Here is a 12,520-nt window from a genome sequence, read left to right as displayed (position 1 = left end):
CAGGCAGGTTCAGGCAGCGCTGGCGGCTCATCATGGGGTCACCAGCCGATAGCCCTGGCCGTGCAGGGTTTCCAGCATGGGAGCGGGGAAGGGCTTGTCGAGGGCGTTGCGCAGGGCATAGATGTGGCTGCGCAGGGCGTCGGAGTCGGGCTCCTCGTCGCCCCAGACGGTGTCGAGCACCTCCTGGCGAGTGACCAGCGCCGGGGCCCGGCGGGCCAGCAGGGTGAGGATCTGGAACGGGATCTTGCCGAGCTTGAGTTCGACCCCGGCCCGGGTGGCGCGGCCGCTGGCGGGATCCAGGGTCAGCTCGCCCACGCACAGCGCCCCCATGTCGCTGCGCGGGCCGCGCAGGGCCAGCGCCTGCAGCCGCACTTCCAGCTCCTCCATGGCGAACGGCTTGACCAGATAGTCGTCGCCGCCGGCCTTGAAGCCTGCCAGCTTGTCGTCCAGGCTGTCGCGGGCGGTGAGAAACAGCACTGGGGTCGGGATCCCCTGCTCCCGCAGGCGGGCCACCGTGCTGAGGCCGTCGAGGCGCGGCATCATGACGTCCATGATGATGACGTCGAAGCGCTGCTCGGCCAGCAACTGCAGAGCCGCCTGGCCGTGATAGGCGCAGTCCAGCCGGTGGCCCGCCAGCTCCAGATAATCCATGATGGTTTCCGCCACCTGGGGATTGTCTTCCACCACCAGTATTTTCATGCTTTGATCTCCTGGTCTTGACCGGCATTTCACGGTCATCTCACACCGGATAAGGCATCCTGTGTGGCAGTGTAACCCCGAGGATCCCCGATGAAGAAGTCTCTCTGCACTCTCCTGCTGCTGATCTTGCTGCCACTCGGCGCTGCGCAGTCGGCGGAGTTCAAATTGACCGGCCGCACCACCTGGCAGCTGGGCCAGCTGATGGTCAACGGCATCCCCTTTGTGCTCGACGAACAGACCCGCTTCAAGGACGGGCTGAGTGAGGATGATCTTGGCGGTACCTGGGTCGACCTGGAAGGGGTGGTCGAGGGCGAGCTGCGGCTTATTCGGGAGGTCGAGAAGCTGGAGGAGGATGACGAGATGGATCTGGAAGGGCCGGTGGAGCAGGGGCGGATCTGGGGTTATGTCACCTCGGACGACAGCTTGGCCCCGTTCGAAGGACGCTGGCTGGAGCTGGAGTGCAAGTTTGACGGCATGCGCCTGAGCCGCTGCCGCGAGGATGACTGAGTCAGGCCGGCGTGGTGCTGACGGAAAAATGGTACAGCTGGGTCCATAGTTAAACCTCGTACGGTTTGACCATGGGCCCTTTGCTATGACACGTACTTCCCTGCTGCTGCTGACACTGCCGCTCTGCGCTCTGGCCGCCGATGGCGAGCTCTGGCTGGTGGAGCTGGAACACAACGATGGCCTGCGCCTGCAGTTTCAGGGCGCCGAACTCGAACTCGGCAACGCCGCGCTGAGCGGGATGGCAGGCAGCGATGAGCTCAGACCCGGCATGCGTCTGGCCATCCTCAGTCGTGACGGAGTCGCCGAGCGGATCGGCATGGCCGACGCCATCGCCGTATTCTTGCCGACCAGCCAGTGGCGCCGGGCCGAAGCCTCCCTGCTGGCGGTCACGGGCCGCGCCCTGCGGCTGCAGGGGCTCGGCATGCTGGCCTTCGATGACGATACCCGCTGGCTGAACGGCAGCCCGGCCGACCTGCAACCGGGCCGCAAGCTGGTGCTCAGTCGTAATGAGCAGGGCTGCCTGACCGAGATCCTGATTGCCAATCCGGAAGATGAATAAAAAGCAGCGCCACGGGGGCGCTGCTCTGCTGTTTATTGAAAATGGATGTTTTCGAGAGGGATCTGGATGGCGTTCCAGGAGGTGGCGCAGGGAGTCGGACTCGGATAGGTAAACTCGAACAGTTTCTGTTTGTCCTTGTTGATCCCCTGAATGACAACCCTGGTTCGGTTGTCGGCTGCCGCATAGTTGATGAGAAAATCGCCTTGGGCAGCCAGCTTGTCTTCGTAAATGCTGGAACAGATGTCGGAGTAAATTCCATCGTCAAAACTCCAGGTTACCTGAGCCGTTTTATTCTGATTGTCGATCGCAAAGATGGCCGTCTGGCTGGTGGCCAGGTCTATGCCAGCCGGTGTCCCGGCAGGGTTGTTGAAACTTCTGCGGCCATTGTTGAACAGCATCAGCTTGCCATCTTTGGTCATGGAGACGGCATGCTGTCCTATCGGGGTCTGCCCGGAGGAGAGTGACAGCGCAAGCTTTTGCAGGGAAGGGTAGGAGTACCAGTGTTTGGTCTCGTCTCCCAGCAACCAGATCAGTTTGCCGGTGGTGTAGTCCAGTTTGACGATAAAATTCTCCCTGCTGGAGATCACCAAAGTATCATCGGCCGGGTCATAGGTAGCCGCATTCATGTGGAACCAGTCCACGCCGTCTCTGACAAAGTTGCTGGGGTCGTCTCCCTCTTGCAACATGTACTCAGAAAATATTTTCCCCAGATCCCATTCTTTGATTATTCTGCCCTTGTTGTCTATTTCACTTAAAAACGACTCTATTTTCAATGCTCCGCTGGTCGTGCCATCCAGCTCAATCAACACACCTGTTTTTCCTTGATCAATATTATGGTGGAAATAGGCATCACTACCCATGGCCGTTCCATCAACAGTAAATGAATCCATTTTTCCATAGAGGGATAATGTATCGACGGCTTTGTTTTTTGTACTGCCAGTCAGGAAGGTATTGTTCAAAAAAACAGATGATCCTGAAGCTCTGTTTATGTCTGCATCCCAACGGACCTCACCATCTATATCCATGATGATGGGAGATTTTTTTGACCCCTTTAGATAAAAGTAGCTATAGGTCGGTGTTGCACTCGGCTTGATGCTGATACCTACGTCGTCATAAATTCCTATGCTGTCTACATAGGCTGCCGTTGCGATTGTCTTATTAAATGAGTAGGTACTGTTATCAGTGAATTGTATGTTGATTGTCAGTTCATTGAGGTAGTTGCTATAAAGACCAAATATAGGGATTTGTATCCTGTTACTTGTCGTGTCATATAGACTGTTGTTTGACAGGTAGTTCCAGTCATAGGTTGCGGAGACCGACTTGGCATGATTACCCTCTTTTGTTTTTATATTAAACGAGATGTTTTTTATTTTACTTGTATCCAGGCCTGTCAGATCCAAGGCGGAGATAAACACGGAAGCATGAATATCATCTTCGATGACTTGTGTCGTTGGATCATAATCAAGTTGTTCCGCCAGTGTTTTACTGCTGTCACCACCACTACCATTGCAACCATATAGTCCGGTGCAGACGAGGCTTAACAGAAATACGTTCTTCATCATCATAAACATCATCCTTGTGTTAATGAACTGCTTTCATTGTAGTGAAGAATTCATGGTTGGGCTGGAAAGTGGGCCTAACATGCATGCCTATCTTGTCGGAGAGCTAACTGTGATCTCTCTGTAGGTTGTTCACTCGGGGTATTCCCGGAAAATTGGAGGCGCCAACCAAACCAATCATCCGAGGTGCCCCAGTGAACAACCATAAAAATGCCCGATTAACCGTCTTTGGTCGATAGCTTCTTGTCCAGCGTATCCTTGAACAGGGCCTGCGCGTAGAAGAGGCCGCTCACGCTGCCGGCGTCAGTACCCGCACCGCTTACAAGTGGCTCATTCGATATCGCCAGGAGGGGCCCGATGGCCTGTACAATCGCTCTTCTCAACCCGCATCCTACCCCCATGCCATTGATGACCTGCGCCAACAGAGGATTATCGAACTGCGCAAACAGCGACAGACCTATCGGCACATCAGCCAATCTCTAGGCATAGGGCACAGTTCAGTCGCGCGTATCTTGCAACGAATAGGCCTGAATCGACTGGCTAATCTGGAGCCTGCCCCTCCAGTACAACGCTATGAATATGAGAAACCGGGAGACTTGTTGCATCTAGACATCAAAAAGTTGGGGCGTTTCCATCGTCCCGGCCATCGGGTGACGGGTGACCGGTGACCGCCGCTAGGACTCTCCGGGGGCGGAATGGGAGTATGCGGATGTGGCGGTGGATGACCACTCCCGTGTGGCATTCAGCGCCCTGTATCCTGATGAGACGGTGCGCAGTGCCTGCCTGGCGCTATTACAAGCACTTCGCTATTACGCCGGGCTCGGTATTCGTTTCAGTCGGCTACTCACTGACAATGGCACCTGTTATCGGTCGACACGCTTCCAGAAGTTGTGTCGTCGCTTGGGACTCAAGCACCTGCGCACCAAACCTTACACACCCCAAACGAATGGCAAAGCAGAGCGGTTCATTCAGACTGTGTTACGTGAATAGGCCTATGCCCGGAGTTATGACTTATCAGTGCAACGGGCAGAACACTTACAACCGTGGCTGCATGAGTACAACTGGCATCGCCCTCATGCCCGTCTGGGCTACCAGCCCCCCCCATTAGTCGTCTTCAATCTGGTGGGTTTACACAGCTAGCTGTCTAGGCTGTGTTCTCAAAATGCTGGTTTTCTGTCTACCAATAGTTCCCGTAAGTAACGAAGGCAGAAAGCCAGCTTGATAAAAGCAGCAAAACTTCCCGCCAGCTTTTCATATCTCGTTGAGAATCGGCGAAACTTCTTCAGCCATCCGAAGCACCGCTCGACCACATTTCGCCGGCGATAACGAGCTTTGTCTAATACCAGTGGACGTCCCTTATGGCGCCGCTGCTGGTCGCTGCGCTGCGGAATGACTGCTTTTATCCTTCTGCGACGAAGTTCGGCCCGCAAAGTCCTGCTGCTATAGGCCTTATCTGCGGCAAGATGCGCTGGACGCGTGCGATAACTGCCTGATGAGGTCGGTATCCTTGCCATGGCCAACGCACTTGTCGCATATCTGATTTCCGCTGATTGCCCCGCTGAAAGGCAGAACCCCAGCGGTAAACCATTACCATCCGTGACCAAGTGAATTTTGCTGCCAAAACCTCCACGCGAGCGACCAAGCGCTTGATTCACAGGAGTTTTTTTTTACGCGCTCCGGCAGCTTCTTTGGATGCCCTGACATTGGAGCCGTCAATACACCACAGGTCGAAGTCGATAAACCCTTCTTCATTGAGATGCAGTTGCAGCGCTTCAAGGATGGCATCGATGTGACCTGTACTCTGCCAACGTCGAAAGGTGTTGTAGACCGAACTCCATGGGCCGAAACGTACTGGCAGATCTCGCCAAGGCGCACCGGTGTGGAGTATCCAGAGAATGCCATCGAGCACTTGTCGTGGCTCGCGAGTAGGACGTCCGCTTATGTGGTGGTATGGAAAAAGGGGCTCGATAAGTCCCCATTGTGCATCGGTCAACTGGTAACGACGGGACACTGCATAGATCTTAAACTGTTGAGAAGATGTGAGATTAGATCTTCATCACTTTAAGAACACAGCCTAGCGACACCGGGCTGAGAGCGTCAATCCGGAAAACCTGAACCGTTACATTGGTGGCAGGCCAGAGTGGTGGGACCGGTGACGCAGAAGATCTCGATCCTCTCCGTATCATCTGCACTCAAGAGCTGTTTGCCGACATATCCCACCGATCTGTAACCGAGTTGGCTCTCAGGCGTGAGGAAGCAGGTCGGGTGGTCGTGCCCTGATCGCCAATCCGAAGGATGAACTGGAATAAGGATCACTCCGTATAATACCATTGTATCGATATTCCTAATTTAGGAATATCATTTTTACGTATATTCATGGGGATGAATAAATGACTAATGAAATAGTAGAGTGAACACTCTGATATTATTTTTGTTAATGTTGGAAATCATCAGTTTATTATTTTATTAATATTATACATGCATTGAAATGTGGTCTGGATCGCATATTGAAGCCAATGCGACTGATATTGTCGTACTCACATGTCACCTGCTGATATATAAGCGCTGGTGAATGTATGTCAATGTTCAATATATTGGGGTTGCTATGCAAAAACTAAAAATAACTGGCTTGTCATTGATCATATCTGGCCTGCTGATGGCACAGGCTCACGCGGCAGAACCCGTCTATCCAGACCAGCTGCGCCTGTTCTCACTGGGCCAGGAGGTCTGTGGCGACAAGTATCGCCCTATTACTCGAGAGGAAGCCCAGAGCGTTAAAAGCAATATTGTCAATATGATGGGGCAGTGGCAAATAAGCGGTCTGGCCAATGGCTGGGTAATAATGGGGCCGGGTTATAACGGTGAAATAAAACCAGGGACAGCGTCCAATACCTGGTGTTATCCGACCAATCCTGTTACCGGTGAAATACCAACGCTGTCTGCCCTGGATATTCCAGACGGTGACGAGGTGGACGTGCAGTGGCGACTGGTTCACGACAGCGCGAATTTCATCAAGCCAACCAGCTATCTGGCACATTATCTCGGTTATGCCTGGGTGGGTGGCAATCACAGCCAATATGTCGGTGAAGACATGGACGTGACCCGTGATGGTGATGGCTGGGTGATCCGTGGCAACAATGACGGCGGTTGCGAGGGGTATCGTTGTGGCGAGAAGACGGCCATCAAGGTCAGCAATTTTGCGTACAACCTGGATCCTGACAGCTTCAAACATGGTGACGTGACCCAGTCTGATCGCCAGCTGGTCAAGACGGTGGTGGGCTGGGCGATCAACGACAGCGACACCCCGCAATCCGGCTATGATGTCACCCTGCGTTACGATACCGCCACCAACTGGTCCAAGACCAACACCTATGGCCTGAGCGAGAAGGTGACCACCAAGAACAAGTTCAAGTGGCCACTGGTAGGGGAAACCGAACTCTCCATCGAGATTGCGGCCAACCAGTCCTGGGCATCCCAGAACGGGGGCTCTACCACCACCTCCCTGTCGCAATCCGTGCGGCCGACGGTGCCGGCCCGCTCCAAGATCCCGGTGAAGATCGAGCTCTACAAGGCTGACATCTCCTATCCCTATGAATTCAAGGCCGATGTCAGCTATGACCTGACTCTGAGCGGCTTCCTGCGCTGGGGCGGCAATGCCTGGTATACCCATCCGGACAACCGCCCAAACTGGAACCACACCTTCGTCATCGGGCCGTACAAGGACAAGGCGAGCAGCATTCGTTACCAGTGGGACAAGCGTTACATCCCGGGTGAAGTGAAGTGGTGGGACTGGAACTGGACCATCCAGCAGAACGGCCTGTCTACCATGCAGAACAACCTGGCCAGAGTGCTGCGCCCGGTGCGGGCGGGGATCACCGGCGATTTCAGTGCCGAGAGCCAGTTTGCCGGCAACATCGAGATCGGTGCTCCGGTGCCGCTCGCGGCAGACAGCAAGGTGCGTCGTACCCGCAGCGTGGATGGCGCTGGGCAGGGTCTGAGGCTGGAGATCCCGCTCGATGCGCAAGAGCTCTCCGGGCTTGGCTTCAGCAACGTCAGCCTGAGCGTGACGCCAGCTGCCAATCAATAACGACTGCGTGTTGTGGTAATAGAACCGGGCCTCTGGCCCGGTTGTTGTTTGTACTGGTCAGGCTTGTTAAAGGCTTGTACTTTCCATTTCCCCACTTATACTGGCGCCATCTTGTCGGAGTGCTGACCGTCGAACGACGCTAAGCTGAGACCGTTAATTCGGGATCCGTGGAACCTGATCAGGTTAAGACCTGCGAAGGGAAACAAGGGTAACTTGCGGGTTACCGCGCCGGGGCAAACCCTCGCTCAGCAGGAGCAGGGCCCCACCCATCAAGGGTTTCGCCCGCGATGGTTCAGGCGCATAGAGGGGGAGGCTGTCCCGTCCGGTTGTCCATAGGGCGCCGGGTTTCCAGACTAGGGAAACACCGGGATGACAGAGCCGGGAAGATCCATGCCCGACTCACTCCCCGAGTACACCCCGCCGCAAGTTCATCTTCTCCTCGAACTCCAGACAAGCAAACACCCATAACTTCAACCAGTTAATGTGAGTTTTGCTATGTCTACCAATGTTTCTGATACCACCAAATCCAGCCGCCGCGAGCAGCGCTCCAGCGCCCAGACTTTTATCGACAACCTCAAGGGGATGGCTCACCCCAACTCCCGCCGCATCTTTATCGAGGGCTCCCGCGCCGATATCCGGGTCCCCCTGCGGGAGATCCAGCTGGCCGACACCTTTGTCGGCGGCACCAAGGAAGATCCCCGGTTCGAGCCCAACGAGCCGGTGCCGGTCTACGACACCTCGGGCCGTTACGGGGAGGAGGGGGTCGCCATCGACGTGCGCCGCGGTCTGCCGCGCCTGCGGGAGAACTGGGTGCTGGAGCGCGATGATACCGACGAACTGCCGGGGCTCAGCTCCACCTTCACTCAGGAGCGGCTGGCCGATGAGGGGCTGGATCATCTGCGCTTCGAGCATCTGCCCAAGCCACGCCGTGCCAAGCCGGGCCGCCGGGTCACCCAGCTCCACTACGCCCGCGCCGGCATCGTCACTCCCGAGATGGAATTTATCGCCATTCGCGAGAACATGGGGCGCGAGCGGGTGCGCTCGGAACTCTTGCGCACCCAGCATCCGGGCCGCGATTTTGGTGCCCGTTTGCCCCAGAACATCACCCCCGAATTTGTGCGCGATGAGGTGGCCGCTGGTCGCGCCATCATCCCCAGCAACATCAACCACCCGGAAGCGGAGCCGATGATCATCGGCCGCAATTTTCTGGTGAAGATCAACGCCAACATCGGCAACTCGGCGGTCACCTCCAGCATTGAGGAGGAGGTCGAAAAGCTGGTCTGGTCCACCCGCTGGGGCGCCGACACCGTCATGGATCTCTCCACCGGCCGCTACATTCACGAGACCCGCGAGTGGATCCTGCGCAACAGCCCGGTGCCCATCGGTACCGTGCCCATCTATCAGGCGCTGGAGAAGACCAACGGCATCGCCGAAGACCTCACCTGGGAGCTGTTCCGCGACACCCTGCTGGAGCAGGCCGAGCAGGGGGTGGACTACTTCACCATCCATGCCGGTGTCTTGCTGCGCTTCGTGCCGATGACCGCCAAGCGCCTCACCGGCATCGTTTCGCGCGGCGGCAGCATCATGGCCAAGTGGTGCCTGTCACATCACAAGGAGAACTTCCTCTACCAGCACTTTCGCGAGATCTGCGAGATCTGTGCCGCCTATGACGTGGCGCTGTCGCTGGGCGATGGTCTGCGCCCGGGCTCCGTCTATGACGCCAACGACGAGGCCCAGTTCGCCGAGCTGCGCACCCTGGGCGAGCTCACCAAAATCGCCTGGGAGTACGATGTGCAGGTGATGATAGAGGGGCCGGGTCATGTGCCGATGCACATGATCGAGCGCAACATGACCGAGCAGCTGGAGCATTGCCACGAGGCGCCCTTCTATACGCTGGGCCCGCTCACCACCGATATCGCGCCGGGTTACGATCACTTCACCTCCGGCATCGGTGCGGCGCTCATCGGCTGGTACGGCTGCGCCATGCTCTGCTACGTCACCCCCAAGGAGCATCTGGGGCTGCCCAACAAGGAAGACGTGAAGCAGGGGCTGATTACCTACAAGATCGCCGCTCACGCCGCCGATCTGGCCAAGGGCCATCCGGGCGCCCAGATCCGCGACAACGCCATGTCCAAGGCGCGTTTCGAGTTCCGCTGGGAGGATCAGTTCAACCTGGCGCTGGATCCCGACACCGCCCGTGCCTACCACGACGAGACCCTGCCGCAGGAGTCCGGCAAGGTGGCCCACTTCTGCTCCATGTGCGGCCCCAAGTTCTGCTCCATGAAGATCACCCAGGACGTGCGTGACTACGCCGCCAAGCTGGAGGCCGTGGAGATCAAGCTGGTCGGCATGGATGGCCAGCAGGAGCAGGTGGTGGCTCAGGTGGAGAGCGGCATGGCTCGCATGGCAGAGACCTTCAAGGAGACCGGCGGCGAGATTTACCATCAGGCGGCGGCGCTGAAACAGGCTGCAGGGGAGGAGGCGTGAGCAGCGCAAGCGGGGCTGTCAGCCCCGCCGACCTGTCGCCCGTGACGGACTCTCGCCCTGTGGTCTGGACCATCGCCGGCTCCGACTCCGGCGGCGGCGCCGGTATTCAGGCCGACTTGCACACATTGCACGACCTTGGCGTGCACGGCTGCTCGGTCATCTCCGCCATCACCGCCCAGAACTCGGTGGCGGTGAAGATGGTCGACCCTGTGCTGATGCAGACCTTCACCGCCCAGATCGACGCCCTCGGCGTCGATCTGCCGCCTGCCGCCATCAAGATCGGCCTGCTGCCGACCCGGCTCCATGTGGAGGTGCTGGCCCGCCGACTGGCGGCCACCCCGGCCCCCTTCGTGGTCTACGACCCGGCCCCCTTCGTGGTCTACGACCCGGTGGCCATCGCCAGCACCGGCACCCCGATGGCGGAGCCCAATATGCTGGCGGCGGTGCGCGAGCAGCTGTTGCCGCGCCTCTCCTTAATCACCCCCAACGGCCCCGAGCTGGAAGCCCTGACCGGCTTACCGGTCAGCAGCCCCGAGCTGGTGCGCCTCGCTGCCCGGCGGCTGCGCGAACTCGGCGCTCGCGCCGTGCTGGTGAAGGGCGGGCATCTGGAGTGGAGTGGCGATCTCTGCCTCGACTACTACCAGGATGAGCAGCGAGAGTTCTGGCTGGCAGCGCCGCGCCTGAATACCCGCCACGGCCACGGCACCGGCTGCTGCTACGCCAGCGCCATCGCCGCCGTGGTGGCGCAGGATTATCCGGTGGAGGACGCCATCACCCTGGCGCGTGCCTACCTGCAACAGGGGTTGGCGGCGGCGCAAGGGGTGGGGGCAGGCCCGGGCCCCATCGCCCATCTTGGCTGGCCCGCCGATCTTGCCCACTTCCCCCGCGCCGTATTGGCGGGTTCAACGCTCGATCGCCGTTTCGGACTTTATGAAACAAGCAGTGCCCGCCTGCCGAATGGCCCCTTCGCGCCGACCGAACACAACCTCGGCCTCTATCCGGTGGTGGATTCGGTCAAGTGGCTGCGCCGCCTGCTGGGGCAGGGGGTCAAGACTATCCAGCTGCGGATCAAGAATCTGCCTGCCGCTCAGGCGACATCGGCCATTCGTGATGCGGTAGCGCTCGGTCGCCGTCATGGGGCGCGGCTTTTTATCAACGACTACTGGCAGCAGGCCATCGAGGCGGGTGCCTGGGGCGTGCATCTGGGGCAGGAGGATATGGAGACGGCCGATCTCGCCGCCATTCAGGCGGCTGGGCTGCGCCTTGGCATCTCCACCCACGGCTACTTCGAGCTGATGCGGGCCCGCGAGCTGGCCCCCTCCTATATCGCGCTGGGCCATATCTTCCCGACCAACACCAAGGCGATGCCTTCGCGCCCGCAGGGGCTGGTGCGGCTGCATCGCTACCGCGCCCTGATGTGCGATTGGCCGACGGTGGCCATCGGCGGCATCAGCGAGGAGCGGGTGGCGGCGGTCAAGGGGAGCGGGGTCGGCAGCATTGCGCTGGTCTCGGCCATCACTGCCAGCGACGACTGGCAGGGGGCGGCCGAGCGGCTGCTCGCGGCCGTGGGAGTGGGGGATGAGCCGCACTCGGCACAGCTCATGACCGACTTGCAGGAGGCGACTCATGCTCTCTGATGCTGAGTATTTGCGATACGGCCGCCAGCTGATGCTGGCGGAAGTGGGGGAGGCGGGTCAGGCACGGCTGAAAGATAAATCGGTGCTGATCGTGGGCCTGGGTGGGCTCGGCTCGCCGCTCGCCCTCTATCTGGCCGGGGCCGGGGTGGGCACCTTGTGGCTGGCCGATGGCGACACGGTGGATTCCAGCAATCTGCCGCGCCAGATCCTGTTCGATAGCGAGGCCGTCAATCACTCCAAGGCGGAGCTGGCCCGCGAGCGCTTGGCGGCCCACAACCCGCTGGTGGAGCTGATTGCCATCAACCAGCGGCTCGATGCTGCCAGCCTGCCGGAGTTTGTGGCCGAGGTGGATCTGGTGATCGACTGCTGCGACAACCTCGCCACCCGCCAGGCCATCAACGCCGCCTGCGTGGGGCAGGACAAGCCCTGGATCTCCGCCGCTGCGGTGGGTTGGCAGGGGCAGCTGATGGCGCGTACCAGCTCGGAGCACGCCTGTTACGCCTGCCTCTATCCGCTGGATACCAAGCTCTCCCAGAGCTGCGAGACCAGTGGCGTCACCGGCCCGCTGGTCGGGGTGATGGGCTCCTTGCAGGCGCTGGAGGCACTGAAACTGCTGCTCGGGATGCCAAGCCCGGTCGCTGGCACATTGCGCCGCTTCGATGCTTTGACCCATCAGTGGCAGACCCTCACGCTGGCCCCCGATCCCGATTGCCTGGTTTGCGGGCAGCGCCGATGCCCGACACACGATAAGGAAATCACCCCATGACCTTGACCATTCGACTCAACGATAAAGCCCAGCCGCTGGCGGCAGGGCAGAGCGTGGCCGACCTGCTGGCCGCGGAGGGGGTCAATCCCCAAGGGGTGGCGGTGGCCCTTAACGGCGCCGTGCTGCCCCGTGGCCGCTGGGCCGAGACCCGTCTCAATGACGGGGACGAACTTCACCTCTTTACCGCCATTGCCGGAGGCTGACCCATGATGCTCGCAG

Annotated in this window: 10 protein-coding genes, 1 pseudogene and 1 riboswitch; of the genes and pseudogenes, 8 read left to right on the top strand and 3 right to left on the bottom strand. The window is 59.0% G+C overall.

Annotated elements, in window-relative coordinates; genetic code table 11:
- Positions 1–30 precede the first annotated feature (30 nt).
- Positions 31–699: a response regulator transcription factor gene (locus tag PG900_RS11025; RefSeq protein ID WP_010635346.1), complete on the bottom strand. Its 669-nt coding sequence runs from the start codon at positions 697–699 to the stop codon at positions 31–33.
- A gap of 90 nt (positions 700–789) precedes the next feature.
- On the opposite strand from PG900_RS11025, the gene PG900_RS11020 reads away from it, so the two are divergent.
- On the top strand, positions 790–1,206 hold the full coding sequence (locus PG900_RS11020; protein WP_039212931.1) for a hypothetical protein: 417 nt from the start codon (positions 790–792) through the stop codon (positions 1,204–1,206).
- An 85-nt stretch (positions 1,207–1,291) separates the two neighbouring features.
- Positions 1,292–1,765 carry a hypothetical protein gene (locus tag PG900_RS11015; protein WP_270831468.1) on the top strand — a complete coding sequence of 158 codons (474 nt, stop codon included), beginning with the start codon at positions 1,292–1,294 and terminating at the stop codon, positions 1,763–1,765.
- A gap of 32 nt (positions 1,766–1,797) precedes the next feature.
- Here PG900_RS11015 and PG900_RS11010 read toward each other — a convergent pair whose 3' ends face one another.
- On the bottom strand, positions 1,798–3,330 hold the full coding sequence (locus PG900_RS11010) for an aryl-sulfate sulfotransferase (protein ID WP_270801563.1): 1,533 nt from the start codon (positions 3,328–3,330) through the stop codon (positions 1,798–1,800).
- 248 nt (positions 3,331–3,578) lie between these two features.
- On the opposite strand from PG900_RS11010, the pseudogene PG900_RS11005 reads away from it, so the two are divergent.
- Positions 3,579–4,464, top strand: a pseudogene (locus PG900_RS11005) (IS481 family transposase).
- A gap of 17 nt (positions 4,465–4,481) precedes the next feature.
- On the opposite strand, the gene PG900_RS11000 reads toward PG900_RS11005, so the two are convergent.
- A protein-coding gene (locus PG900_RS11000; protein WP_270831467.1) for an IS5 family transposase occupies positions 4,482–5,335 on the bottom strand; the annotation gives its coding sequence in 2 pieces (ribosomal slippage) (positions 4,482–4,987 and positions 4,987–5,335; 855 coding nt in all).
- Positions 5,336–5,929: 594 nt separating this feature from the next.
- Between PG900_RS11000 and aerA the strand changes: the two genes are divergently transcribed.
- The 5 genes from aerA (at position 5,930) to thiS (ending at position 12,504) form a co-directional block, all read left to right on the top strand.
- On the top strand, positions 5,930–7,411 hold the full coding sequence (aerA, locus tag PG900_RS10995; RefSeq protein WP_011704412.1) for a beta-barrel pore-forming toxin aerolysin: 1,482 nt from the start codon (positions 5,930–5,932) through the stop codon (positions 7,409–7,411).
- A 105-nt stretch (positions 7,412–7,516) separates the two neighbouring features.
- A riboswitch (TPP riboswitch) is annotated at positions 7,517–7,630 on the top strand.
- Between the two features lie 276 nt (positions 7,631–7,906).
- Positions 7,907–9,898, top strand: a complete 1,992-nt coding sequence (gene thiC, locus PG900_RS10990) for a phosphomethylpyrimidine synthase ThiC (protein ID WP_270831466.1) — start codon at positions 7,907–7,909, stop codon at positions 9,896–9,898.
- A complete protein-coding gene (gene thiE, locus PG900_RS10985; RefSeq protein ID WP_270831465.1) occupies positions 9,895–11,535 on the top strand; it encodes a thiamine phosphate synthase in 1,641 nt (546 codons plus the stop codon). The genes thiC and thiE overlap by 4 nt, the downstream gene beginning before the upstream one ends.
- Entirely contained in the window at positions 11,525–12,301 is a 777-nt protein-coding gene (locus PG900_RS10980; protein WP_270831464.1) for a HesA/MoeB/ThiF family protein, read from the top strand. Before thiE ends, PG900_RS10980 begins: the two co-directional genes overlap by 11 nt.
- Complete coding sequence (thiS, locus tag PG900_RS10975; protein WP_029304448.1) at positions 12,298–12,504, top strand: sulfur carrier protein ThiS; 207 nt, start codon at positions 12,298–12,300, stop codon at positions 12,502–12,504. The genes PG900_RS10980 and thiS overlap by 4 nt, the downstream gene beginning before the upstream one ends.
- The last annotated feature ends 16 nt before the right edge of the window (positions 12,505–12,520 follow it).

Origin of the sequence: Aeromonas sp. QDB03 (genome assembly GCF_027707985.1) — a bacterium.
In the GTDB taxonomy this organism is placed as follows: Bacteria; Pseudomonadota; Gammaproteobacteria; order Enterobacterales; family Aeromonadaceae; genus Aeromonas; species Aeromonas hydrophila.
The sequence above is the reverse complement of the archived record's forward strand: the minus strand, read 5'-3'. Positions and strand labels throughout refer to the sequence as shown.

Coding starts and splice junctions, on each gene's coding strand:
- PG900_RS11025 (WP_010635346.1), bottom strand. CDS start 699: ATGAAAATACTGGTGGTGGAAGACAATCCCCAGGTGGCGGAAACCATC.
- PG900_RS11020 (WP_039212931.1), top strand. CDS start 790: ATGAAGAAGTCTCTCTGCACTCTCCTGCTGCTGATCTTGCTGCCACTC.
- PG900_RS11015 (WP_270831468.1), top strand. CDS start 1,292: ATGACACGTACTTCCCTGCTGCTGCTGACACTGCCGCTCTGCGCTCTG.
- PG900_RS11010 (WP_270801563.1), bottom strand. CDS start 3,330: ATGATGATGAAGAACGTATTTCTGTTAAGCCTCGTCTGCACCGGACTA.
- aerA (WP_011704412.1), top strand. CDS start 5,930: ATGCAAAAACTAAAAATAACTGGCTTGTCATTGATCATATCTGGCCTG.
- thiC (WP_270831466.1), top strand. CDS start 7,907: ATGTCTACCAATGTTTCTGATACCACCAAATCCAGCCGCCGCGAGCAG.
- PG900_RS10980 (WP_270831464.1), top strand. CDS start 11,525: ATGCTCTCTGATGCTGAGTATTTGCGATACGGCCGCCAGCTGATGCTG.
- thiS (WP_029304448.1), top strand. CDS start 12,298: ATGACCTTGACCATTCGACTCAACGATAAAGCCCAGCCGCTGGCGGCA.